The organism is Prochlorococcus sp. MIT 1223 (assembly GCF_034092465.1).
Taxonomy (GTDB): Bacteria; Cyanobacteriota; Cyanobacteriia; order PCC-6307; family Cyanobiaceae; genus AG-402-N21.
The window spans coordinates 1506270-1528827 of the sequence record NZ_CP139303.1 but is presented as its reverse complement, the minus strand read 5'-3'; the positions used below and the strand labels follow the sequence as shown (position 1 = coordinate 1528827).

Annotated in this window: 30 protein-coding genes and 1 pseudogene; 9 read left to right on the top strand and 22 right to left on the bottom strand. The window is 37.6% G+C overall.

All coding sequences use genetic code 11. The annotated features are described in order from the left end of the window. Positions 1-281 precede the first annotated feature (281 nt). From SOI85_RS08150 to SOI85_RS08130, 5 genes are all read right to left on the bottom strand, one after another. A complete protein-coding gene (locus SOI85_RS08150) occupies positions 282-443 on the bottom strand; it encodes a hypothetical protein (RefSeq protein WP_320663894.1) in 162 nt (53 codons plus the stop codon). A 59-nt stretch (positions 444-502) separates the two neighbouring features. Continuing rightward, complete coding sequence (locus tag SOI85_RS08145) at positions 503-697, bottom strand: hypothetical protein (RefSeq protein WP_320663893.1); 195 nt, start codon at positions 695-697, stop codon at positions 503-505. A gap of 203 nt (positions 698-900) precedes the next feature. Further along, entirely contained in the window at positions 901-1212 is a 312-nt protein-coding gene (locus SOI85_RS08140) for a hypothetical protein (RefSeq protein ID WP_320663892.1), read from the bottom strand. 215 nt (positions 1213-1427) lie between these two features. Beyond that, on the bottom strand, positions 1428-1607 hold the full coding sequence (locus SOI85_RS08135) for a hypothetical protein (protein WP_320663891.1): 180 nt from the start codon (positions 1605-1607) through the stop codon (positions 1428-1430). A 70-nt stretch (positions 1608-1677) separates the two neighbouring features. Beyond that, a complete protein-coding gene (locus SOI85_RS08130; protein WP_320663890.1) occupies positions 1678-1887 on the bottom strand; it encodes a hypothetical protein in 210 nt (69 codons plus the stop codon). 419 nt (positions 1888-2306) lie between these two features. Between SOI85_RS08130 and SOI85_RS08125 the strand changes: the two genes are divergently transcribed. Together SOI85_RS08125 and SOI85_RS08120 are read left to right on the top strand one after the other, a co-directional pair. Further along, positions 2307-2492 (top strand): hypothetical protein, encoded by a 186-nt coding sequence (locus SOI85_RS08125; RefSeq protein ID WP_320663889.1) that lies wholly within the window; start codon positions 2307-2309, stop codon positions 2490-2492. Positions 2493-2650: 158 nt separating this feature from the next. Next, positions 2651-3511: pseudogene (locus SOI85_RS08120) on the top strand (DnaB-like helicase C-terminal domain-containing protein); the annotation flags it as partial. A gap of 1257 nt (positions 3512-4768) precedes the next feature. Here the strand turns inward: SOI85_RS08120 and SOI85_RS08115 are convergent. From SOI85_RS08115 to SOI85_RS08105, 3 genes are all read right to left on the bottom strand, one after another. Further along, on the bottom strand, positions 4769-5098 hold the full coding sequence (locus SOI85_RS08115) for a hypothetical protein (protein WP_320663888.1): 330 nt from the start codon (positions 5096-5098) through the stop codon (positions 4769-4771). A 170-nt stretch (positions 5099-5268) separates the two neighbouring features. Then, a complete protein-coding gene (locus tag SOI85_RS08110; RefSeq protein WP_320663887.1) occupies positions 5269-5511 on the bottom strand; it encodes a hypothetical protein in 243 nt (80 codons plus the stop codon). 106 nt (positions 5512-5617) lie between these two features. Then, positions 5618-6100, bottom strand: a complete 483-nt coding sequence (locus tag SOI85_RS08105; RefSeq protein ID WP_320663886.1) for a hypothetical protein — start codon at positions 6098-6100, stop codon at positions 5618-5620. A gap of 319 nt (positions 6101-6419) precedes the next feature. Between SOI85_RS08105 and SOI85_RS08100 the strand changes: the two genes are divergently transcribed. Together SOI85_RS08100 and SOI85_RS08095 are read left to right on the top strand one after the other, a co-directional pair. After that, complete coding sequence (locus SOI85_RS08100) at positions 6420-7607, top strand: serine hydrolase domain-containing protein (protein ID WP_320663885.1); 1188 nt, start codon at positions 6420-6422, stop codon at positions 7605-7607. A 195-nt stretch (positions 7608-7802) separates the two neighbouring features. Further along, on the top strand, positions 7803-8198 hold the full coding sequence (locus tag SOI85_RS08095; protein WP_320663884.1) for a thermonuclease family protein: 396 nt from the start codon (positions 7803-7805) through the stop codon (positions 8196-8198). Between the two features lie 53 nt (positions 8199-8251). On the opposite strand, the gene SOI85_RS08090 is transcribed toward SOI85_RS08095, so the two are convergent. The 5 genes from SOI85_RS08090 to SOI85_RS09750 all read right to left on the bottom strand — a co-directional run bounded on the left by SOI85_RS08090 (position 8252) and on the right by SOI85_RS09750 (position 12016). Then, positions 8252-8953, bottom strand: coding sequence for a hypothetical protein (locus SOI85_RS08090; protein WP_320663883.1), 702 nt, complete (start codon positions 8951-8953; stop codon positions 8252-8254). 243 nt (positions 8954-9196) lie between these two features. Continuing rightward, on the bottom strand, positions 9197-9679 hold the full coding sequence (locus tag SOI85_RS08085) for a hypothetical protein (protein ID WP_320663882.1): 483 nt from the start codon (positions 9677-9679) through the stop codon (positions 9197-9199). A 334-nt stretch (positions 9680-10013) separates the two neighbouring features. After that, positions 10014-11489 carry a PspC domain-containing protein gene (locus SOI85_RS08080; RefSeq protein WP_320663881.1) on the bottom strand — a complete coding sequence of 492 codons (1476 nt, stop codon included), beginning with the start codon at positions 11487-11489 and terminating at the stop codon, positions 10014-10016. 204 nt (positions 11490-11693) lie between these two features. Next, positions 11694-11879: a hypothetical protein gene (locus SOI85_RS08075; RefSeq protein ID WP_320663860.1), complete on the bottom strand. Its 186-nt coding sequence runs from the start codon at positions 11877-11879 to the stop codon at positions 11694-11696. Positions 11880-11923: 44 nt separating this feature from the next. Continuing rightward, positions 11924-12016, bottom strand: a complete 93-nt coding sequence (locus SOI85_RS09750) for a chlorophyll a/b-binding protein (protein ID WP_414477786.1) — start codon at positions 12014-12016, stop codon at positions 11924-11926. Positions 12017-12430: 414 nt separating this feature from the next. On the opposite strand from SOI85_RS09750, the gene SOI85_RS08070 reads away from it, so the two are divergent. Both SOI85_RS08070 and arsJ read left to right on the top strand, forming a co-directional pair. After that, a complete protein-coding gene (locus tag SOI85_RS08070; protein WP_320663859.1) occupies positions 12431-12571 on the top strand; it encodes a hypothetical protein in 141 nt (46 codons plus the stop codon). Positions 12572-12898: 327 nt separating this feature from the next. Further along, a complete protein-coding gene (gene arsJ, locus SOI85_RS08065) occupies positions 12899-14158 on the top strand; it encodes an organoarsenical effux MFS transporter ArsJ (protein ID WP_320663880.1) in 1260 nt (419 codons plus the stop codon). A gap of 194 nt (positions 14159-14352) precedes the next feature. Here the strand turns inward: arsJ and rpmJ are convergent, their stop codons facing one another. Next, positions 14353-14469, bottom strand: a complete 117-nt coding sequence (gene rpmJ / locus SOI85_RS08060; protein ID WP_320663879.1) for a 50S ribosomal protein L36 — start codon at positions 14467-14469, stop codon at positions 14353-14355. Positions 14470-14575: 106 nt separating this feature from the next. Here rpmJ and SOI85_RS08055 point away from each other — a divergent pair, with 106 nt between their 5' ends. Further along, entirely contained in the window at positions 14576-14779 is a 204-nt protein-coding gene (locus SOI85_RS08055) for a hypothetical protein (protein ID WP_320663878.1), read from the top strand. An 87-nt stretch (positions 14780-14866) separates the two neighbouring features. Here the strand turns inward: SOI85_RS08055 and SOI85_RS08050 are convergent, their stop codons facing one another. The 4 genes from SOI85_RS08050 to SOI85_RS08035 all read right to left on the bottom strand — a co-directional run bounded on the left by SOI85_RS08050 (position 14867) and on the right by SOI85_RS08035 (position 17837). Then, entirely contained in the window at positions 14867-15244 is a 378-nt protein-coding gene (locus SOI85_RS08050) for a SaoD/DsrE family protein (protein WP_320663877.1), read from the bottom strand. Between the two features lie 274 nt (positions 15245-15518). Continuing rightward, positions 15519-16232 (bottom strand): phosphoesterase, encoded by a 714-nt coding sequence (locus SOI85_RS08045; RefSeq protein WP_320663876.1) that lies wholly within the window; start codon positions 16230-16232, stop codon positions 15519-15521. Beyond that, on the bottom strand, positions 16229-17047 hold the full coding sequence (locus SOI85_RS08040) for a metallophosphoesterase family protein (protein ID WP_320663875.1): 819 nt from the start codon (positions 17045-17047) through the stop codon (positions 16229-16231). Before SOI85_RS08040 ends, SOI85_RS08045 begins: the two co-directional genes overlap by 4 nt. Before the next feature lie 10 nt (positions 17048-17057). After that, the gene (locus SOI85_RS08035) at positions 17058-17837 is read right to left on the bottom strand and encodes a GTP-binding protein (RefSeq protein WP_320663874.1); all 780 of its coding nucleotides are present in this window, start codon (positions 17835-17837) and stop codon (positions 17058-17060) included. A 352-nt stretch (positions 17838-18189) separates the two neighbouring features. Here SOI85_RS08035 and SOI85_RS08030 point away from each other — a divergent pair, with 352 nt between their 5' ends. After that, positions 18190-18381 carry a hypothetical protein gene (locus SOI85_RS08030; RefSeq protein ID WP_320663873.1) on the top strand — a complete coding sequence of 64 codons (192 nt, stop codon included), beginning with the start codon at positions 18190-18192 and terminating at the stop codon, positions 18379-18381. Between the two features lie 310 nt (positions 18382-18691). Here the strand turns inward: SOI85_RS08030 and ureC are convergent, their stop codons facing one another. From ureC to SOI85_RS08010, 4 genes are read right to left on the bottom strand one after another with little or no spacing between them, the layout of a single operon-like run. After that, on the bottom strand, positions 18692-20401 hold the full coding sequence (gene ureC, locus SOI85_RS08025) for an urease subunit alpha (RefSeq protein ID WP_320663872.1): 1710 nt from the start codon (positions 20399-20401) through the stop codon (positions 18692-18694). Between the two features lie 4 nt (positions 20402-20405). Then, entirely contained in the window at positions 20406-20723 is a 318-nt protein-coding gene (locus tag SOI85_RS08020; protein ID WP_320663871.1) for an urease subunit beta, read from the bottom strand. A gap of 8 nt (positions 20724-20731) precedes the next feature. Further along, positions 20732-21034, bottom strand: a complete 303-nt coding sequence (locus SOI85_RS08015; protein WP_320663870.1) for an urease subunit gamma — start codon at positions 21032-21034, stop codon at positions 20732-20734. A 52-nt stretch (positions 21035-21086) separates the two neighbouring features. Next, positions 21087-22007 (bottom strand): urease accessory protein UreD, encoded by a 921-nt coding sequence (locus SOI85_RS08010; RefSeq protein ID WP_320663869.1) that lies wholly within the window; start codon positions 22005-22007, stop codon positions 21087-21089. 102 nt (positions 22008-22109) lie between these two features. Here SOI85_RS08010 and SOI85_RS08005 point away from each other — a divergent pair, with 102 nt between their 5' ends. Next, positions 22110-22550: an urease accessory protein UreE gene (locus tag SOI85_RS08005; protein ID WP_320663868.1), complete on the top strand. Its 441-nt coding sequence runs from the start codon at positions 22110-22112 to the stop codon at positions 22548-22550. Positions 22551-22558 lie beyond the last annotated feature (8 nt).

The window sequence follows — 22558 nt, the reverse complement described above, 5'->3', positions numbered from 1 at the left end:
AACAATTAGGACTAGATTCTCAGCGAACCATATAAATTTTCTCAAACGTTCTCTCACTTATTTCTCTCTATTTTTGGTCAGCAATCCTTAAAGGAGAAAGCTCTAGGAAGAACTTAGTTTGTTCTGAATTGGGTCTATTAAATATGTGTACAATATTGAATGTGAATTAGGAGAAGTCATTAACCAATAAATAAAAGCTCCACTGAATAACAAAAAGATTATTCTCGGCCAGAAGTTTTCTGGATAATTCGGATCTGACTTTAGCATTTTTTCTCTTTCATTTAATTCTCCTGTTTATCCTTTTTCCCTTTCCTTATAAGTGGGTTTTTTGGAAAAAAGAACGTCACAAGCCTTCCAAAGAAGTAACTACCTAATAAAACGAACCCTCCTCCTAATGCGTAAAGAAGGTTTGCTTGTGTGGACGTAGCAAGTATTGGGGTCATTTATTTGCCCTTAAGGATGATTAGCACTCGGCTTAGTTGTTTATCATAAGGTCAAGGTTTCATGAGTAATAACGATCAGCCATTTCTTGAAGCATCTTTCTGACGTGTTCATCTTGCGCATTAGTTTCTTCCTTTAGTTTCTCGCATGCACATTTAACTTGCATCCAAACAACTTCCATTACTTCTCTTTCTTCTTCTGAAGGTTGCCACTTAGATATTTCCATATAAGAGATAATAGAAGTAATCAGTGGCATTGCGAATGAATCCCTTCCTTGCGCTGATCCTTCCTCTATTAATTCTTGGATTCATCTACAACCTAATCATCGAAAACAAAGGGCTTTCTCCATGGATGGAACGACTATCCGGTAACAGTGGGACTATCTGGACATACGGAGTCATTACGATCACTATTTTATCAATCTTGAAATACTGGAGCAATAGTTAAATGAAGATGAAATCAAATCTGATTTTCAACTAAATATTCATACCTGAGCAATGCCTCCAAGACTTTTGGTCCTCTTGCCTTGTTACCTAAAGCTGGTGGAGTCAATTTATCTAAAACGGATGCTAAGCATACAATCCAAAGACTCCCTTCACGAACCATTGACGCTTGGCAAATATAGTCTGGTGCCACTTCAATACAACCTTGGGTTCTAGATACTTTTATGCTTTCTAGTTGAGAATAAAGTTCTATATCTAAAAGTTCTGCTTCATCCTTAGAAATTGTTACTCCCTTGGCATAACACTCAAGCAGCATTTGATAGTTCATAAAACCTTTCTAGCGGATCTAGCTCAACTTTTCATGCAGGTTTATCTAAGCCTTCTATTAGGAGGCTGGAAATAAATTAATAGTGAGGCAGTTTTTGATTCTTGAAAAAGAAAATATGGTTGATCTTTGTCATCTTGGCTGTGTTTTTTGAAGTGTTCCTCAGAAAAATCGAATTAATCATTATAAGGTTTTGTTTTCTTAGCCATTATCTTTAATTAGTCGTCATTCTTATTGTTATTCAAATTAAACCAACCTTCTTCTTTCATGCCTTTCGTTATAGCCGTAAAAAGTGCGCCAAGAAAAAAAGATCCTATTGCAGCAAAAATTACCAATGTCACAAAAGGTTCCCAACCACTTGATGCTGTTGATTGAATTGCAGGATCAAATGAGTCCATTCAAAAAATATACACAAGAAATACAAAGTGCGTATTAAAGATAAATAGCAATTTTAGATTAGCTATTTGTTTATTGATAAGATTTCAATTGTTCACAAGTAAAATATAGCTCCATTTCTCCATGAATTGAGAGTATTAAGGCTTTGACTGTTCTTAGATCATGTTCTAATTGATTGCGCTTTGATTCCAAAACCATATAACGTCTATGTAACTCAGAACGTTGCCTAGTGTGATAATCATCTCCCTGAAGGTATTTAGTTTTTGAAAATGAATTTGTCATAGCTTTAATCTTAGTTGTTTTACAGTAAGCCTTTCTGAAAAGCAAAGGTCTCCTCAGTTTTCAATGAGTTCCTAGAAGGATCTCATCAAAGCCCTACTCTTATGTAGTCGAGAAAGAGGCCTGCAGTAAATCCGTCTTTACGCCGGAGTATTTAAACCTCCGCTTTATTACCTCAGTAATTACGCTGAGGTAATAAAGCGGAGGTAATAAAGCGGAGGTAGTTCTAATCTAAGAGTCTATGAAAGGTATAAAAATCAACAAACTCTTCAGAAGTATTAGGTTCACTCATTGGCAATTCTCCTTCAATAATTCTGCCACCTCTTCATTACCTATTTTGAAAGCTGGACGGATTTATAAAATGGCGAGTTTCCTTATTTAATGCAACCCTGTAATTAGTCCTACTTGGATGAGGCCAAGGCATGTCTCAAGAGCCTGAAAACAGCCAAAAAGAAGCTTATTCAGAAATCACAATCAGGCTTCCCGAGCGTATCGTCAGACGCTTTGATGAGCTCAAAGAGCAATGGGGTCTAGAACGCAGAGGAGCAGTAATGGAGAGGCTTCTCGATGAAATTTTTGAAGAAGCTAAAGATAATCCAAAGAGTTAACGTGGAATCTAAGCTTAAGTATTTCTTCCTCTAGTCAGATCAAAATTTTATGGTTTAGATGATAGTCCAGCCAAAAATATTTGATGGTTAAAAAGAAGAAGAAGAATAACAAGAAACTTGGGCTTCAAGGGAGAGAACAAACACCGCATCCAGAAGAACTGGAATCGACAGCAGAAATCCTTACCTCAGTTTTCAATGAAATCGAAAGTCACTCTCTTGGTACTTCCAATGGAGTCCCTGTAAATTTCTACGACTTCGATGCAATGACTCAAGGACTGCAAAGAGGGTCTTTAATTGTTCTTGCTGGTAGACCTGCGATGGGTAAAACATCCTTGGCATTAAACATGGCGAGAAATGTTGCTCTGATACAGGATCTTCCTGTTTGCATCTTTGGTTTAGAGATGAGTAAAGAGCAATACACCTATCGACTTTTATCGATGGAAGTTGGGATTGAAATAGGAAGGCTTAGAACAGGACGACTTCAAGAAGATGAGTGGACAGTCCTTGGAGAAGGCATTAAAGCTCTTGGGAGGTCGCCAATTTTCATTAGTGGGCAAACCACAATCACAGTAGAAGAAATGATTACTAAATGTCAGCAGGTTCAAGAGCAAGAAAAGAAATCTCTAGGGCTAGTAGTTATTGACTATTTACAACTTATGGATGGTAGAACGTTTATCCACGATGAATCTCGAGATGCAGAATTGGGGGACATAGTGATTCGTCTAAAACAGATGGCACAAATGTTGCAAGTTCCAGTCATCGTGATGTCTCAACTTAATCGAGATATTGAATGTCGAGTCAATAAACGTCCAATGCTTTGTGATCTACGAGAAACACAATCGCTAGAAAGTCATTCCGATATGGTGGTTATGATTTATCGAGATGAGTACTACGATCCTGATACATGTGATATTGGGATTACAGAATTAATCACTTGCAAACATCGTAATGGTCCTCTCGGTACTGTGAAGATGTTATTTGAACCGCAGTACACACGGTTTAGGAATTTGGCCGCTTAAAATGAGGGTGAGAATGTTAATCCATCCACACATCGCAAGCTCACTGAGATCCCATGGCAAAACAGGAACCACGCTACTGGCTAATGAAAAGTAAACCGATAGTTATACCAATGGGTCTCGGCGATTCGAAAAAATCTATACTAGCAAAATACTAGCAAGCCGTTTCTGTTAAAAACGAAGAATATCGAGCAATTGTAGTCGTTTTATTTAATTCTCCTGTTTATCCTTTTTCCCTTTCCTTATAAGTGGGTTTTTGGAAAAAAAGAACGTCACAAGCCTTCCAAAGAAGTAACTACCTAATAAAACGAACCCTCCTCCTAATGCGTAAAGAAGGTTTGCTTGTGTGGGAGTAGCAAGCAAGTATTGGGGTCATTTATTTGCCTTTAAGGATCATTAGCAATGGAACTCCAATAATCATTAATGAAGCGTCAATAGCAAGGAAGGTTGTCAGGTTCATTTAATCCATATCCATTGGTGATGGTATTGAAGGTTCAGATTGGGTCTCTGGGGTTGTTTTAATTGACCAGTCTTTAATTGCTGGATTGTCTTACGGATTCAGATCTTTATCTCTTCCTTGGGTGTCTTGTGGACCTTGGCTTCCTGGATTTCAATAATTAGGCTTAGGAAACGAATCTTGAGATACGATTAAACCTAGTCGAGGCGACAGGCTCCTAGCTTTCGCTCTTATGCTCCCAAAGAAGAGGACAGCAAATCCATGTACCAAATAATACTTTTCAAGGTGTAATTTCTACCTTCTTACTATGAATTGTCTATAGTTTTCTTAATCAAGGATTATTTTTCTAATTATCAATTAATAATAAATTGGTTTGATTCTTATTTAAATGATTTTAGCTCTAGCGTCTTCTGAGCTTGGTATCAGCAGCTTCACCATTAACCTCATACTTCTAACTGCTGTGGTTATTTTATTAGCACTACCAACTTTCTTTATGCTTAAGTCAGGCCAGGGGAAATCTGCCTTATAGTTAAGACATAACTTCAGCCAATAAGTTCGAGGTCAAATCATTTAAAATTAATGGCCAATAAGTTCTTCATTTGAATCTTAGTTAGTTGGAAACTGCATTTTCAGTTGAATCTTTTGGGCTTTGGACAACGAATTGACATTCAACAATGTGCCAAGGAACTCACAGATATCGAATACGGAAAACAAAAAGATAAACCAAAAGTAGTCAATCTACTTGAGGTCTAACTACTGCTAAAGCCCTGATTAACCAGGGCTTTTTAGTGTGAAGACAACCCTTAGGCTACTACCTTCTTAGCAGTGTCTTTAATTGCATCAACTGCTTTCTCTACTGTTTCTTTAACAGGATTACTTGCAGATGGAGCAAGAGCTTTCAACTCACTCTTAATAAATTTCTCTCGCTCAAGCAAATGTGTTCTCTGCTTCTCATAAGCGTCCTCTAATCTCTTTCGTTGATCAACTACTGAATCAAGTTCATCTTCATGTTGTTGAACTTTTAATTGAACCATCTCGCTATCAGAGATGACATAGACAGGACGATAGAAAGAAGGAGTAAGAGAGAAACGAGTAACTGAATACATCACTACGAATGCGAACAACAAATTCACTATGCAACAAGTAGTCGTTTCGGATGGTGATATAAGCCGTAGAAAATTATGCGGTATCTACACCGAACTTCGGTCACTACGAATAAACCGGCCAGTAACAACCGAACTATGAAAGTACCTTTTTATCAAAAGAGAAAATCTTGATCTATACAAGGAGAGTTCTGAGTCGTCTATTTACCATAGACGCACAACCAGTAAGTGTTCTTTCCAAAGTGCTCTTTTACTAGGTTGCCTTGCGTTCGACATTGAGAAAGATCAGACATCTCTATTTTTTCCCAAGCAACTGCCATTGCAATTCCATCTCCCACTGAATATCTGGTCCTATCGTGCTGAATTAAAAGCCAAACGCTCTCTGCGTTAGCAGTAGTAGGTAATGCAAGAGCAGCGAGTAAGGGGAGTAGTAAGCGTTTCATTTCTTTAATCCACCTTTTTATCCTTTTTGCCCTTAAGGATCATTAGCAATGGAACTCCAATAATCATTAATGAAGCGTCGATAGCAAGGAAGTTCATTAGGTTCATTTAATCCATATCCATTGGGGAGGTTACGTAGCTCTCTTGTTTTATTGGCTTGCTTTTTATTGTTTTAACTGTGTTTACAACCCACTCTGGAGGGTTCGGGTTGGGGGTATAACCTTCTACTCCAGTTAAATAGCAGAGATTATCGGCCAAAACATAGCCAATATGGTTTGGTTCGATTTTACTTGTACCACCAAAAAGTTGTCCTGGGACCTTAATTGTTTGCTTGAAAGTCTTGCAATTAACCTTAGTGGTACCAGTCCAACTCATTACCCAATACCCATCTGCATTCTCATCTTTTTCTTGTTGTCTACTTGTCCCAACGATGACGCTTGACCCACGTGCTTTGGCATTTGAAGTATCTACTCTCCAAATTCCAGGTTTCAAGTCAATTTCCATCCATACATTTCTTGATTCAGGGATACCAGCTTTAACAGAAAGGGGGCAAGCAAGCGCAGCGATTAGAGGAAGTAAAAAGCGTTTCATAAACTCATTATGCAGCCTTAGCAGATTTATTTCTTTTAGCGTAAAGATCAGCAGTCCCATCAGGAACAAAGCGGACATAACTTTCTAAGTGAACTTCAAGCAAATCATCCATCGCCGAGGCAAAATATGAGATAGGGAAACTAGGCTCTATTCCAGCAAAATTCCAGCAAGCCTAAAAAACGTATAAAATCTCTCTAACTTCTTCTCTCGCAATTGCTGAAAAAGATATTTCCTACTGGCTAATGAAAACAGTACTTTTAACCGTGGACAAGGACTATCTATTCAAATTTTATATACTTAAAAGGTAACAAAGGACAAAATGACCATTAATAAATGGGCAGTAAAAGTATTAACCGTGGCCAGCTCAGGTTTTTTCTTACTGATCATTGCTAAATCAATTACTGCCAAACCAACCTTTCTAACAAACCTGTCAAATCGCAGACTTCAAAATTCAATCGAATCACTACGACAAGAGATGGATATCCCTGGCGCCTCAATCGCAGTAATTGATGACGGGGAGATATCCTGGGCAAAGGGTTTCGGGATAGCCGATAAAATTACTCAACGTGAGGTAACAACGTCTACCTTGTTTACCGCTAATTCAATCACCAAAGTACAAACATCTCTAGCCGTAGTAAAACTACTAGCTGATAAAGGAATCGCGTTAGATGAACCAGTAAACCGTTATCTTAAAAGCTGGAAAATCCCAGAGAATCAATTCACAGCAAAAGTGCCAGTTACTTTTAGGATGCTACTGAATCATACTGCGGCACTTACCTCACCTTATCCAGACGGTTGCTGTGGTCCTAAAGAAATTTTGCCGACGGTAAAGCAGTTTTTAAATGGTAAACCGCCTGCAACGAATCCCCCAGTAACGGTAACCAACGTACCAGGAGAAAAGTTTGCATACTGCAATGGCTGTTACTCAGTGCTTCAGCCTGCTATTGAAGACGTCGGCGACAAACCTTTCAAAAGATTAATGAACGAGTTAGTGATACAACCTGCAAAAATGATGAATAGTACTTTTGACGACGAGTTCTTCCTAGAAGACTCCTCAACGATAGCCATTCCTTACGACAGCGATGGCAGTGTGCATAAAAAAGCCCCAATGCGCAGTACTATCCTCTCCCCAGGTCTACTCTGGACAACAGCGACCGATCTGTCTCTCTTCAATTTAGCCTTCACCCGTGCACTCAGAGGAGAAGGTACTCTAATTAATCAAAAACTAGCTGAAGCTTTAATTATTCCGAGTTCAACGCCGACACGCAGCCTAGGATTTTTTATTGTTAATAAAAATGCTCAGGAGGATTCAAAGGGTGACTATATTTCTCACAGTGGCTCGAATATTGGTTATCTCTCACTTTCTATCATCAGCAAAGACGGTAAGAAGGGTGCTGTAATTTTGATCAACAAAGGACCAAATCCTTTCACAACAACTGCAATACCTGAATATTCCTTTATCACAGACAGTTTGAAGTTGATCAGTAAATACAATCGTTGGGATTAGTAATCAAAACTGGATTGAAATAGAATAAAGAAATAGGGGTGAGAATGTTAAGCCATCCACACACCATCCACACATCGCAATATCGCTGAGAACCCATGGCACAACAGGAAATTTCCTACTGGCTAATGAAGAGTAAGCCAGATATTTTCACCAGTCATAGCAACTGATCTAGTCCATTTACACCTTATTTCTCTTTTGAAAAGAATAGCAATTATACCGGTATTTTTAATATTGATAGCGTGCTCAAAGCCTCTAGCCAAAGAGAGTGTAGTTATTAAAGATTGCTATGACGGAGATACCTGCACCACAATCACTGGAGAAAAGATCAGACTTGCTTGTATCGATACTCCAGAGCTTAAAGAAAAAAGGGCAGATCCAATCCCAGCCAAAGCAGCTAGAGATTATCTCAATGGTTTAGTAGCTGGAGAAACACTCGACATTCGACGCATTACCAAAGACCGCTACGGAAGAACAGTGGCTGAACTATCTATAGATGGAATGAATATTCAAGAACATTTAGTTGATAAAGGCTTAGCAACCATCTATGAAAGATATGCAAGTCAATGCGACTGGTCAAAGCAAAATAAATGAAGAGCATCCCTCAAAATTTTCACACATACTGAAGAAAAAATTAATCCAACTTTTTAACTTTCTGAAACCTTCGATTGATTAGAAGACTCAAAAGATAATGCATCAACATATCCTGAATAAACAATTGTGCAAAGCAATGTAGAAACTAAAGTGCCTGTTACTGCTATGAAGTAATTCATCGCAAAGCTATCTAGTGTATCCATACTAATCAATCCGACAACAAAGGTTATAACAAATATAAATAACATGTACAGAATAAAGATAATAAAACAAGAAAGAACTGCTTTCCCTCCATTAAAAGAAGAAAGCTTGCCACTTCTTCTCAAACTCTGACCAATGCGCGACTCCTCAAGCAAAGCAATCTCAGCTGAATAAATATACTTTATAGCCAATAATAAACCGGGTATTATAAAACATAAAGTTCCTAGCAAAACCCAAAATCCAGCAACAAATTGCGTAGACCAAACCCTCCAAACGTTAGCAAATGATCGAGTCCCGAAAACCTTCTCTTTTCCAGTGATAATAAGAAGAGTAAATACACCTAAAAATATTATTAAATTGCCTCCAATATATAAATCTAACCTTACTTGATTAAGGATCTTATCAGGATAAGTGGTTGCATAAAGAGCTGAAAAAACGTCAAAAAAGCCAAGGCAAAGAAGATATGCAAGCCAGAAAGACTTTTTCTCAAATAAAATATTGATATGCCGTATCCCATCGCCTATAAGTGCTAGAGAACCTTTTGGATTATTCAAAACATAAATGCAAAATATACTTTATAATATTAGTTGATGAAAATAAAAATTTTAGTTGAAATAGAATAAAGAAAAGAGATGGAAGAAGGAGGTTTCATTCCAACTCCATTCCAACCATCAAGTATCGCTAAGATTACAGACTATGACTGAAATTAACTACTGGCTAATGAACAAGTGCATTTGAGTGAGGGAAAGCGATTACAAGGAATTCGCAAAATCCATTCACACAATATTCACACATTTTCAAAGGAAAGAAGGGTCTAAAAGTGATGGTCGATAAGAAAGTAAGAAAGGTCTTTGTTCACTCTTAACTGCAGTAATTACATCTTCTCCTGTGTGCCAAATCCATTGTTGTTGAGGCGATCTTCCGTCAACATCAACGCTTGTTCCAACAGGAGGACCAAAACGATGTCTTAAGCCCGCTAATACTTCAGTCATGTTTTCATAGTCCATTTCATAAGCAAGCTGTTTTAACCCATCCTTGTCTTCAACACGAACACGAAGACTATTCACAGGTAACCCGCTCATCTGAAAATCTCTAACTTCAAAAAGACCCCTATTTAAATCTTCTTGAACAGGAGTCAAGGAAACTCCAAGATGGCTCTCTACACTTGAGAGATCCATCCCCCACGACAAACCTTCAACACAAGCCATCACAGGTTTAGGCGTTAATTGAATAAACAAAAGCAGAACTGCTATAGCAACGTATCTAAAAACCTTCATCATCTAAATGCGATTGCGCCTTTCTCCAAAAGAAACTAGTCGGATTTAGAGGAGAAGTTTATCTTTTGTGAGCTATCAAACTTAAAATGGTCAAAACCTCCTAATGGGGAAAAGCCCTCGCTAACTCATCTCTTTAAAAGCCAGTAGCCATCTCATTCACACATTATTCACACACCACAATTCCTGGAGATCTCTTGATATGACTGAAATTAACTACTGGCTAATGAAAAGTTAAAAACCTTTGATACCAATCGGTCTCAAGGAATCGACAAAACCCATGCCAGCAAAATACCAGCAAAGTGAAGTGGGCTTCTTACAACTCAAGCTGGATTCCCAATTACCACTTCTGATCTTTCGTCACGCTTACTGTTGACCTACCTCCTTCTAACCAGGTGGAAATTGCAAAATTCTGAATTACATCTCTTAAAAACTTTGAGGTTAATTGATTCTCAATATTTTCAATTGTTGAGATGGCAGCATCCAATGAAATCTTTCGGACTTCTGTTATACCTTTTGCCTGCATACCCACCTTTGAGTAGAAATCCGTTAATTCTTCCAGCGCATTATCTTCTTGGAAGTTCCCTACATTCCATTTAGGAGGAGACTTATGAGCCAAGTGATAAGTAGCATGCATAAATAGGTATTCAACTAAAGTTGCATTGCGTCTAATCATTGTTTTTCTCCAAAGTAATTCACCGTAATAGGACTCTTTCCTTTTTAAAGAATCTTTTGCGATGCCAATCTTCAAAAGTCTGGGGAAGTCTTTAACCTCATAAATATAGATCTCGTAATCTTTCTCTGATTTTGCCTCAAGAATAAATTGCCAATCTCCATCTAGTATTAACTCTCCAGAAGTTAAATTGATCTGCCAATTTTTTGGAGGAGTGATTATTTCTATGGAAGATTGAGTTTTAGATTGATTTAGTTTCTTTTTTTTAGAATTAGTTGTTTTTGGCTGAAGCTTTTTCTGACTTTGCTTTTCAAGCAGAACTCTAGATTTATCTATACGAACACGAAACTTGTCAACATATCCTTCTCTCGCTCGATCCCAGTTTCTAATTCCTTTTGAACATCCAAGCTTTTTAGATATTTCACAATATTGAGTAATTAAATCGATATAAAACTCACAAACCTGAATTTCTTTTTCATATAACTTGTCTTTTCTAAAAAGTATTGCTGCTCTCTCAAAATAAGCTGGAGCAGGAACGTTTCCAGTCGCATACATTCCCGCCAACTCTGCCTGACAGCAAGCAAGCATTTTCCCTAAGTCTTGCTTCGCCTCTTTGTCGTCGATTATTTGCCAAGTTTGCTTGCCATCAAGAAGAGTTGCTCCCCCAGTTAATTCACCAAGAATCTCACCCCAAGTTTTCCCACTATACTTTTGTAGATATTCAGTTGAACTAACACTTTTATATTCAACCTGATCATTCTGCGCTCCTCTTAACAAAATAAGTCTTTCCCAATCTGCCAACATCGAGTCAGAAGGTGTAATAGAACCTTTATATAAATCTGACCCGCTACCTAAAGGGATCCCTGACTTCTTGATTATTTCCCAACGTTCCTTTCTAGCAAGGCTTTGATCTATTTCAGGTAAATCAATATCAGATAATTCAACTAAGCCACCATCATCCTTAATACTTTTAATAGGGAGAAAAATGGCCAACAAAGCATAGATCACTAACGACAAAGGGAAAATTACAGTCCCAATAACAAAACCAATTCTCCAGAGATAAGCATTACCGCCCAATGCCCCCCCAAGACCACTACAAACGCCAGCGAGCAATGCACCTTTTTTTAATCTAAAAATCTTCAAGGCTGAAATAGTTATATCTATCTATTCTTACAATTAAAATCACTGTAGGCTTTCCGCTTGAGTAAAACACTCCAGGAAGGCTCATACTAGCAACAATTTTCGCTGAGATCCCTTGATATGACTGAAGTTAACTACTGGCTAATGAAGAGTGAGCTTTGAGCGATACCAAGGGATCTCTCTTTTTGAGGAAAATTTATTCGAACTTTATTCGAACTTCCTCTTACTTCTATATAATTGATGTATACCTTCTAACTGATTATAAATAGCTAACAATTGAGCACTAATATGATCAATATTTTCAATCCCATTTAAGTCAAAAATAATCCTTTCAATTCGATTCTTTGATTCGATTAAAGCATGGCACTCTCTAGTTCCTGGTTCGTATAGCATTAGCTTAAGCACTCAACTTGAAGAAAAATATTTAATAAATAAAGCTATAGGAAAGATGTCAAAGTTAATATAGAAACTCCAATCATAGCCAATCTGCCATTAAAGATTTCAGCTTTTCTAAGATTAGAGAAAGACATGGTTCTAAGCTAATAAGTCTTAAACACTAATTAAGTTAACAAAGTTACAGAGAACATATCTGTAGCTATTGATGCTCTTGTTTATTAACAGCGAAAAAATCCAAATATGAATATCCTATTTAGTATCTCTCCCTACATAATTCATCACAAAGATGTCAGTCTTTAAGGACAAATACTTTCCATAATATAATTTTGTTGCATTAGATACATCTTCAAAAAAATAGATTATTATATTTATTTCAACCTAAAAGTAACACCATGGAAGCTATAAGTCTGAAGAAGCAAAATTCAATAAGAAAAGCAATTATTAGAAAATTTAAAGAAGCCAAGCCATCTGCAATTACCTTTCAAATGAATACTTTTCAGCCTTACCTAAAAGTCAATCAATCAATCCTTAAGAAATCTCTTTAAACAATGGATGACAATCAAGACATTCATGGGAAAAGTCCTCATCTTTACGAAGAGATCTTATATTCCGAATACTTAGACCCATATGAAGGTCTTTTGAACCATTCAAAGATACCTAAAGTCTTAGAAGAAAAGGATGAAAATTAGACATACTTCATAGTCTTATTCGAACTTCCTCTGTTTTGACAAGTTATTAATCACTCCTCATCTAAGCCTTGAGCTTTACGGTTTTTATATACTCGCCAAAACCTATACCAAGAAAAAGCAAGGCTTTTCTATTCCCCTTTCTAGCTGTTTTTGAAAGTCTCTTCGATTTGAGTAAGAATAGAAAAGAGAATGCAGGCAATTCTTAGGTTTCAACACCGAGAACAACCTCTAAGTATCACAATTAAAAGCTGAGATCCTATGGCACAACAGGAATGTAACTACTGGCTAATGAAGTGTGAGCCTTGAGTAATAGCAAGCACTTGAATAATGAAATTATCATCTCTTCAGCAATACGGGATCGTTACTACAAATTATTGGGCGTTCACTCTGACAGATGGCGCACTTCGCATGTTGGTGGTTTTTCATTTTCATCAACTTGGCTATACAGCTTTAGAGATTGCATTTCTTTTTTTGTTTTATGAGTTCTTTGGGGTCATTACTAATCTCTATGGCGGCTGGATTGGTGCTCGATATGGCCTACGACTAACTCTCTGGGCAGGCACACTTCTTCAAATCAGTGCTCTTTTGATGCTGGTTCCTGTTGCTGCAAGTTGGCCGAAATTTCTAAGCGTTAGTTATGTCATGGTTGCGCAAGCAATTAGTGGTATTGCTAAAGACCTCAACAAAATGAGTGCAAAGAGTGCTATCAAAACAGTCGTACCTGAAACCCCTGAAGAAGAACAAAAAGGGAAAAGGAAGTTGTTCAAATGGGTTGCTGTTTTAACAGGATCAAAGAATGCACTAAAGGGTGTTGGGTTTTTCCTAGGTGGAGCATTACTAACTGGCTTTGGTTTTAATAAAGCGGTTGGGGTAATGGCGATTGGCTTGGCGTTGTCATTTCTTATGACATTGATCTTGCCGGGTGATATTGGACGGATGAAGGAAAAACCAATATTTAAGGACCTTTTCTCAAAATCAAAAGGAATTAACACTCTCTCGACTGCACGTTTCTTTCTCTTCGGAGCTAGAGATGTGTGGTTCGTAGTCGCATTACCTGTTTTCCTCGAGACATCACTTAATTGGAACTTCTCTGAGATTGGAGCTTTCCTAGGCCTATGGATTATTGGCTACGGTTTTGTACAAGCATTGGTCCCAACTTTAAGAAATCTTTGGGGGAAGAAGTCGAGCCCAGGAGTTTCAACGGTTCAGTTCTGGAGTGCTTTGCTGATGGGGATACCTGGACTAATAGCCATTGCATTATGGAGACAGAATGATCCAAGCATTGCCATTACTGCTGGTTTAATTGCGTTCGGAATAGTTTTCGCAATGAATTCTTCTATCCATTCATTCATGGTTTTGGCTTATACAGATGTTGAGAATGTAAGCCTCAACGTTGGCTTCTATTACATGGCAAATGCGGCAGGCAGGCTTCTTGGGACGCTTCTTTCAGGAGTTTTGTTTGTACTGGGAGATACTCCTTATTTAGGCATGCAGATTTGTTTGTGGTGTTCCAGCTTATTTATCCTCTGCTCATGGTTGAGCAGCCTTCAGCTTCCTTCACTAAAGAACTCTGGATGTGTTAATTAAATAGTCTCACAATCCACACATCGCAATATCGCTGAGATCCCATGGCACAACAAGAACCTAACTACTGGCTAATGAAGAGTGAGCTTTGAGCGATACCAAGGGATCTCTCTTTTTGAGGTAAATTTATTCGAACTTTATTCGAACTTTCTTTAACTTATTTGTCTCTACTTTTGGCCGACAATTTCAAGAAAGAATCAACCCTGACGTTGCTTGTTACGTGGTTTTTTCTTGTTAATTACGTACAGCCTGCCTCTCCTTTTAACGATTTGGTCGTCTGGATCAATTTTTTTAACTGAGGATCTGACTTTCATGATTCTTCTTAGAGAAAGGAGTCAAAACCCAATTATACACAAAGTGATAACGATAACCATTTTCGTTTAAAGTTATTAGCATAATTCTGAGCAAAGCATTTAGTTGATGGAATCTAAATTCACCTGGTATGAATCAAACCAGCTTCAAGACTGGATCGTCAGTAAGAAGCCTTTCTACCCAAATCTTGACGAATGTATTGTCTGGGTAGAAGAAAAATTGAAAAGAGAAGGATCAAGCTATGAATTAACAAGAGAAGATCTTGAAGACATAGAAATCGCCCATGAATTTCAAACTAGTGATATAAATTGATAAGGCATCTTTTAACATTTAAGCGACCTAGTACTCCCAAAGTATTCTGACTGTTTTTCGCACTAAATAATCGGTCACCAGCGTGATTTATAAAGTTATTACTTGGTCAGGCATATTTCCACTTAACGCTTTATATAACTGCGGGAAGCAACCTACTTGAACCCCCTCTACTGTATCTTTTGGCTCAACTTCTCCTGTCCCACATTGCTCAAAAGTTCCTTCGGCTAGATTTCTTCTCACAGCACATTGATCACAAAGCATTAGCAACATTCCTTTTTCCTTCGCAATCTTTGAAACACGTTCGCCAATTGGATCTCCCTTTCTCATACAGCAAGTATTGTCATCGAAGAAGAACATTCCAACTACTTCAACTCCGTGAAATCCACCTTCTAGTTGAGGAAGAATCATCGTGGCCAACTGAAAAGTTGAGGCCATGTCAGATCGAAAGACATAGGCTACTTTCATGGTTGCTTAAAATAGGAATGATTATCATTTTTATATTATTTACGTTAAATTTAGCTGTCTGATTTTATGCGCGTCTAAAAACAAAAAGCCCTGCGAATAGAGTAAAGAAAAGAGATGGAAGAATGAGGTTTCATTCCAACTCCATTCCAACCATCGAGTATCGCTAAGATTACAGACTATGACTGAAATTAACTACTGGCTTATGAAGTGTGAGCCTGCTTTGATAACAATGGATTTCAGCTTTTGATCAAAATCTATTCGAACCTTATAAAGATCAAGCAAAGCCTTTAACTCCTTTTTTAGATTGATACCCTGCTTGTAAAAATTGAGTATTATCACTCCCTACATCATAAAGAGTGTAATTTTTTCCGGCACCAATTCCGATTACTATTTTTTTGGGAATTTTCTGCTGCTGCTTACGATTTCCACTTAAATCCATTACATCTGATTCAACAATTGCCTCTGTTAATTCCCAATAAAATTGATGAGTACTTCTTGCAGTAAATAATCTATTCACATTCAGACGGGTAAGTCTATCAAGAAATGTTAAGGGGGGAGTAGTCATTGATAACTCATCACCTACATCTCTTGAACTACCATGAATCAATCCACAATCAAGTTCAACAAATCCAAATTCAAGTGATGCCAACCAACTGAGATATGCTTGATCGACCGCACTCAAAAGCGAGTTAACAACTTGTTCCCCTCCGTTAATTCTTAAAGCTTCAGCTTTTTGATTTCCACGATAACCACTTTCCGCAAGTAATTGCTCTTCCCACCAACCATATATACATTGAGGTTTTAAATCACTACTAATAGGATTTATTAACCTATTTAAAAGTCGATTACAATTTCTATCTGGACCAATCATATCTCCTAAGACAAATAAAGCTTTATCCCCTGGAATCTTCCTTAAATCTCTTTGAATAAGTTCATAAGTTTCAAGGTCTCCCTTGAGACCACTTACAAGTGCCCAACGTTCTATCATCTTTCACAAACGTGGCTGGCATCTTCAGCTTGTTCCGCAAATTCAAAGCCATTTATTAAACGCCATGCAAAAATAGGAGGGAGACCTGAGTCTATGATTGACTTACATGTACGTTCAATATCATATGAAACTTCTCTAATTTCTACTTCACAGGTATTGTCGTTATAAACCACATACGTAGCTTTAATGCCCCCATGCCTAGGCTCACCAACTGAGCCTGCATTAACTATTCTTCTCATTGGTAAATCCATTCCTTGTTGTTCTTGAATACCTTTAGATGAGGCATTTTGTATACGAAAAGAAATTGAGCCATTTGTCAACTCACGAATATATGGCTGATGGGTATGGCCACAAAACAATGTTTCTGCTCCAGACATTTCAACTCTTTCTAGAGCTGCGAATGCATCCATATCAGGGAGGAGATACTCATGTTGACTATTAGGACTGCCATGAACAAAAAGACATTTATCTTTTCGTATTGACGTAGGAAGACTTGCTAGGAACTCTTTATTTTCGTTAGTTAATTTATCTGTAGTCCATTGATGTGCAAAATGACCACGCTTCTCCGCAAGCTGGGATGGATAACTACAATCACAAGCATCTAATCCGTCAATGATATCTTCATCCCAACAACCTTGACACGTTTGAATACCTTTTTCTCTAATTAACTCAACAACTTCGTTGGGTTGGGGGCCATATCCAACCAGATCTCCTAGGCAGGTGATATTTTGAATCCCAAGATATTCAATGTCATTCAAGACAGCCTCTAATGCTGGGAGATTTGCATGTAAACATGAAATAACAGCTTGATTCATAGATCTATTTTTAACCTATAGGTTGTAGTTCTGAACTTCTAAGAGAAGCTTGATGGTATGCCAGAACTGAGTCATCCAGAAGACAATGATTGATTGTCGATTGAATTAAGGCAAAGTCAAGATTCTTTCCCTGAATAACAATTTCAGAATGTCGTTCGGGTCTCCCAGTGAGGGGAGCAACTCCATTTAATGGTAGATATTGAGATCCTTGTTGGCTAACAATCCAATTGAAAAACATACATCGTCCATCAGGCAAGTTCATTAATGCTTTTGCTCTGTAGACATCTCCATAAGCTCCATTGACTAGTTCAAACCAAAAAGTATTGAGACTAGGAGGATCCCAGATACATCCTTGAAGATTTAAGTTGCTGGATTCAATTTTTTTAAAATCTAGTGTGTCTTTTGTTGGCAATTCAATATCACGACCAAAATGAAGATATCTATTTGGTTGTAGTTTTAATATTTCAAGCTCATGTAATACACGTGGATCTATTCCCGAAACTCCATTTTGGCTAGGAAGCTTGAACTGCGGAAGTTCGATCAATAGAAGAGTATTCTCTCTAATTGAAATGGATGATTTATTTGAGTTGGATACATCTATTAAATGTGGAAGATGGTCTTTTAGAAAAGCAGAGTCAATTTTTGAAAATTTTACTTGTTCTAAATCAATATCTGAATATCCATTTAGACGAATATAGGCACAAGAACCTTTGTGATTCTTAAACGTATTAAGAATCCAATGAGTTTTCCCGCATCCTGGCGATCCTGAAATTAACCAAGCCTGCCCCATACTCCTTCAAAACCCTTTGTATAAGAATATACACCCTAAATTAAAATGATTATCATTATTGTTTTCAAGTATGGATAATGCATGGCTGTTTGACTACCCCTACCTCCTAGCAGAATGAAGACAGAACGGACTAATCGATTTCGCTGACCACCTACTCCAAATTAGATAGAGTAAAGAAAAGAGATGGAAGAATGAGGTTTCATTCCAACTCCATTCCAACCATCAAGTATCGCTAAGATTACAGACTATGACTGAAATTAACTACTGGCTAATGGAGAGCGAGCCAAATATCTGTGGGCTAATGAATCTAGCGATTTAACTATATTTATAGTAATTAAAAAACTATTGGGCTATGGACAAAGAAACTCTCCTAAGACTTGCTCAGCCTGCAGCCACTTCCTTACTTGCATTGTCAATCTTTAGTATCCCAATGGTCGCCATGGCTGGATTTGGTGGAAAGGGAACTTTGGACAATCCCATTTATGTACGTTGTATCTGGAAGGCTGGCGATACAGACTCAAGCATGACCACATGTAGAGGGTAAAAGGAGTCTGTTCAAACTCTGTTCAAACTTCTTAATTTTCACGATATCCCTCTGATACAAACATGTCTAAAGAAATTAACTACTGGCTAATGAAAACACTCATTTCAAGCTAAGACTACGTTCTCAGCGAAACATAGAAATTTACCCAAACTTTACCCAAACTTTCTCTTACTTATTTCTCTTTATTTTAGGAATTATCCTTATTCATCAAAGACGACTACTCACAATGCTTTTAAAAATGCAAGAGAAAGGTCGATAGAACAAAATAGTGATTTTAAAAAGAATCTTTGAATATTTTTTCTATTAACAATTAAAGTAATAGATATCTCTGTGCAAGAGGTAAAGATTCAGCTGGTTCACAAGTTAAAAGTTCACCATTTGCAAAAACTTCATAAGTTTGAGGGTCAACTTCTATTTTTGGCCTTGCATTATTGAGTTTCATTGATTGTTTGGATATCTCTCTTGTGTTTTTCACAGCAGCATAAGATCGTTCTAATTTAAGTTGTTCTGGTACACCTGCATTGATAGCAGTTTCACTTAAGAAAGTGAGGCAACTAGAATTTATAGCTTTCCCAAATGCTGAAAACATTGGTCGGCCATGTACAGGTTGAGGTGTTGGTATTGAGGCATTAGCATCGCCCATTTGTGCCCATACAATAGATCCCCCTTTAATTACCAAATCTGGTTTTATTCCGAAAAAGCCTGGTTTCCAAAGTACTAAGTCAGCAAGTTTTCCAACTTCAACAGAACCAACATGACTACTAATTCCATGCGCTATTGCAGGGTTAACGGTCACCTTTGAGATGTACCTTTTAATACGATGATTATCATTTCTGCCATTATCTTCTGGTAAAGCACCTCTTTGAACTTTCATTTTATGAGCAGTTTGAAAAGTTCTACTAATAACTTCTCCAACTCTTCCCATAGCTTGAGAGTCACTAGCAATAATAGAAAAAGCTCCTAAATCGTGGAGTATGTCCTCAGCAGCAATAGTCTCTCTACGTATTCTGGACTCTGCAAATGCAACATCCTCAGGAATTTTGGGATCCAAGTGATGGCAAACCATCAACATATCTAAATGCTCTTCAAGAGTATTTAGAGTGAAAGGTCTAGTCGGATTTGTACTACTTGGAATAACATTAGATTCTCCACAAATCTTGATAATGTCAGGAGCATGACCACCTCCAGCTCCTTCTGTATGGAAGGTATGAATTGTTCTTCCTTTTATTGCCCGAATCGTATCTTCAACAAAACCAGCCTCATTTAAAGTATCTGTATGAATACAAACTTGAACATCTAACTGATCCGCAACACTTAGGCAAGAATCAATACAAGCCGGTGTCGTTCCCCAGTCCTCATGAAGCTTTAATCCACAAGCACCCGCTCTCACTTGTTCTTCTAATGCTGATTTATTCGTTGCATTACCTTTTCCAAAAAATCCCAAATTAACAGGAAATCCCTCCGCTGATTGCAGCATTCTTGAGATATGAAATGCTCCTGGTGTACATGTCGTTGCATTGGTGCCTGTTGCTGGACCTGTCCCTCCTCCGAGCATTGTGGTAACCCCACTAGCTAAAGCAGTTTCTATTTGTTGTGGACAAATAAAATGAATATGACTATCAATAGCTCCTGCAGTAATAATATTTCCTTCTCCTGCTATTGCTTCTGTACTAGCTCCTACAATAATATTGACACCTTCTTGAGTATCTGGATTCCCAGCTTTTCCGATACCTGAAATTTTTCCGTCTTTAATACCAATATCAGCTTTAACAATTCCCCACCAATCAAGAATAAGTGCATTGGTAATAACTGTATCTACAACTCCATTATCTCTAGTTTGTTGTGATTGTCCCATCCCATCACGAATAACTTTGCCTCCACCAAATTTAACTTCGTCTCCATAGTGAGTATGATCTTGTTCAACTTCGAGAATCAAGTCTGTATCAGCAAGTCTAATACGATCACCTTTTGTAGGGCCATAAGTCTCGGCATAAGCTTGACGTGAGATTTTGAAAGGCATTTAATTAATGTAGTGAATCGTTTATAAGTCCGTTGAAGCCAAAGACCTTACGGTCTCCTGCGTAAGGCACAAGATCAACCTCTCTCTGATCACCTGGCTCAAACCTAATAGCAGTACCAGCTGGGATGTCTAACCGCATACCAATAGATCGTTGACGATCAAATTCCAGGCCGTTATTAGATTCAAAGAAATGATAATGAGAACCTACTTGAATTGGTCGATCGGAAATATTAGCGACTTTAAGAGTTGTGACGTCTCTACCTTGATTTAATTCGATGAAACCATCTTCGGGAATAAGTTCTCCAGGGATTACATTTGACATGATTTTAATTAACTAATTGGATTGTGAAGTGTTACCAGTTTTGTTCCATCTGGGAAAACGGCTTCTATTTGGACTTCATCGATTAGCTCGGGTACACCCTCCATAACTTGTTCTTTTGTGAGCCATGTTGTCCCCTCAGTCATTAAAGTTGAGACATTTTTTCCATCTCTTGCACCTTCAAGTACTTGAAAGCTAAGCCAAGCAACAGCTTCTGGATGATTTAATTTAAGTCCCCTTTTCAATCTTCGCTCTGCAAGAAGAGCAGCCGTAACCACAAGTAATTTGTCTTTCTCTTGAGGACTTAAGTACATTTTTTAATTATTACAAAATCATTTTACTGGGATTCAATTCCCGAAAAGTTCATCATGGACAATCTGTATCTGTTAATGCATTCTCTTGCATAGGCCAAATCCTCATATAATCAGGAATAGTAGATTTCCTTATAACTCGTGTAAGACTCCAAATTCTATAAAACCAAAATCGAGCTGATTGCGTTGATGTACCTCTATACCTTGCTGAAATACCATTATCAAGCAGGCTGCAAGTCATGAATCCTTCAAGCCCTTCTCTTCGTTGACGACATTCTTCTAATAATTTTGATAAGGCTTGTTTGTTTGTACTTTTGGGTGTTACCCATGTTAACGATCCAAATACTGGCTGATCATCTAAACCATGAATTGATTCAAGCGCATTACCGGAAAGTTCTAGTCGGTCACTGAATTCATATTGCTTCCCCTTGCTACTCTCTCTAAAGATCTCTAAAGAGGACCTCCATACTCCAGATCCAAGTTTTTCTCCTATCGCAGTTCGTCCTAAGCGAACCAAATCAACACATAGGAAACTTGATGAGTTATCCAACTTAACAGTCATATTCTGTTCAAAAAGCCCCCCTTCATAAATAATTAGTTCTTGAGGCATCCATTCAAAGTCAGCATTTTTTTCAATATTAAAAAAACAATTTTGATTTGACCAGATCCCTTCTGGATTCAATTTTGATCTACCTCTACTTCCATAAACTTTTTGAGCTGCAACTGAAGAACATATTGCACTACTATTTTCTTCAGCATTTACATTTATCGTTAGTTGGTCACCTCCCACAATCCCTCCTGCACTGTGAAGGATGGGAACTTCACACCTCCCATCCTCTTTGTTGTTGAACACTTTCATTATTTTTAGAGGAGCTTTGCACTTGGCTTGATGGATAGTTATTAAATTGTCAATGTCTCTGGATCCTGGCTTCTTAAAAAGTCTTAGATCACAAGTTCCATGCCATTTAGAAGTCATTTATTCGTTGTATCATTTAAATTAGAAAAATATTGAGGAAATAAGAATTCTCTAATCTTGTAGATATAACCGTTAAAATCTAAATCCACAACTAATTGAAATGTGTCAGAGACATTAATCTATCTCACAGAGAGAACAAGTACACAGGCCAACGAAAATTGTCTGATACTATCTTTATCTGCGAAAGAGAGGGGCCAACTACGAGGGAAGCGATCCACCTTAAATGGAATTGAGGTTATTTTAAATTTACCTCGAGGCGGCGGCAGGTTGATTCCTGGAGAGGTTTTAAAAAGTGAAGATTCATTATTTTATGTAACCATCGAGGCCGCTAAAGAGGATTTAATCAAAGTAAGTTCAGACAATAGATTGAAATTATTAAAAGCTGCATATCATTTAGGTAATAGACATGTTGAGATAGAGTTTCATGAGAGAGATATATATTTACTAAACGATGTAGTCATGAGAAAAATGTTAGAACAACAAGGATTCGAAATAGAATTTGCTCAAGTTGCTTTCTCTCCCGAGATTGGTGCTTATACATAAAATTCTTG

Bases quoted from the DNA above. Each gene is read 5' to 3' on its own strand.
- SOI85_RS08150 (WP_320663894.1), bottom strand. From the start codon at position 443: ATGACCCCAATACTTGCTACGTCCACACAAGCAAACCTTCTTTACGCA.
- SOI85_RS08145 (WP_320663893.1), bottom strand. From the start codon at position 697: ATGCCACTGATTACTTCTATTATCTCTTATATGGAAATATCTAAGTGG.
- SOI85_RS08140 (WP_320663892.1), bottom strand. From the start codon at position 1,212: ATGAACTATCAAATGCTGCTTGAGTGTTATGCCAAGGGAGTAACAATT.
- SOI85_RS08135 (WP_320663891.1), bottom strand. From the start codon at position 1,607: ATGGACTCATTTGATCCTGCAATTCAATCAACAGCATCAAGTGGTTGG.
- SOI85_RS08130 (WP_320663890.1), bottom strand. From the start codon at position 1,887: ATGACAAATTCATTTTCAAAAACTAAATACCTTCAGGGAGATGATTAT.
- SOI85_RS08125 (WP_320663889.1), top strand. From the start codon at position 2,307: ATGTCTCAAGAGCCTGAAAACAGCCAAAAAGAAGCTTATTCAGAAATC.
- SOI85_RS08110 (WP_320663887.1), bottom strand. From the start codon at position 5,511: ATGAAACGCTTACTACTCCCCTTACTCGCTGCTCTTGCATTACCTACT.
- SOI85_RS08105 (WP_320663886.1), bottom strand. From the start codon at position 6,100: ATGAAACGCTTTTTACTTCCTCTAATCGCTGCGCTTGCTTGCCCCCTT.
- SOI85_RS08100 (WP_320663885.1), top strand. From the start codon at position 6,420: ATGACCATTAATAAATGGGCAGTAAAAGTATTAACCGTGGCCAGCTCA.
- SOI85_RS08085 (WP_320663882.1), bottom strand. From the start codon at position 9,679: ATGATGAAGGTTTTTAGATACGTTGCTATAGCAGTTCTGCTTTTGTTT.
- SOI85_RS08075 (WP_320663860.1), bottom strand. From the start codon at position 11,879: ATGCTATACGAACCAGGAACTAGAGAGTGCCATGCTTTAATCGAATCA.
- SOI85_RS09750 (WP_414477786.1), bottom strand. From the start codon at position 12,016: ATGTCTTTCTCTAATCTTAGAAAAGCTGAAATCTTTAATGGCAGATTG.
- SOI85_RS08070 (WP_320663859.1), top strand. From the start codon at position 12,431: ATGGATGACAATCAAGACATTCATGGGAAAAGTCCTCATCTTTACGAA.
- arsJ (WP_320663880.1), top strand. From the start codon at position 12,899: ATGAAATTATCATCTCTTCAGCAATACGGGATCGTTACTACAAATTAT.
- rpmJ (WP_320663879.1), bottom strand. From the start codon at position 14,469: ATGAAAGTCAGATCCTCAGTTAAAAAAATTGATCCAGACGACCAAATC.
- SOI85_RS08055 (WP_320663878.1), top strand. From the start codon at position 14,576: ATGGAATCTAAATTCACCTGGTATGAATCAAACCAGCTTCAAGACTGG.
- SOI85_RS08050 (WP_320663877.1), bottom strand. From the start codon at position 15,244: ATGAAAGTAGCCTATGTCTTTCGATCTGACATGGCCTCAACTTTTCAG.
- SOI85_RS08045 (WP_320663876.1), bottom strand. From the start codon at position 16,232: ATGATAGAACGTTGGGCACTTGTAAGTGGTCTCAAGGGAGACCTTGAA.
- SOI85_RS08040 (WP_320663875.1), bottom strand. From the start codon at position 17,047: ATGAATCAAGCTGTTATTTCATGTTTACATGCAAATCTCCCAGCATTA.
- SOI85_RS08035 (WP_320663874.1), bottom strand. From the start codon at position 17,837: ATGGGGCAGGCTTGGTTAATTTCAGGATCGCCAGGATGCGGGAAAACT.
- SOI85_RS08030 (WP_320663873.1), top strand. From the start codon at position 18,190: ATGGACAAAGAAACTCTCCTAAGACTTGCTCAGCCTGCAGCCACTTCC.
- ureC (WP_320663872.1), bottom strand. From the start codon at position 20,401: ATGCCTTTCAAAATCTCACGTCAAGCTTATGCCGAGACTTATGGCCCT.
- SOI85_RS08020 (WP_320663871.1), bottom strand. From the start codon at position 20,723: ATGTCAAATGTAATCCCTGGAGAACTTATTCCCGAAGATGGTTTCATC.
- SOI85_RS08015 (WP_320663870.1), bottom strand. From the start codon at position 21,034: ATGTACTTAAGTCCTCAAGAGAAAGACAAATTACTTGTGGTTACGGCT.
- SOI85_RS08010 (WP_320663869.1), bottom strand. From the start codon at position 22,007: ATGACTTCTAAATGGCATGGAACTTGTGATCTAAGACTTTTTAAGAAG.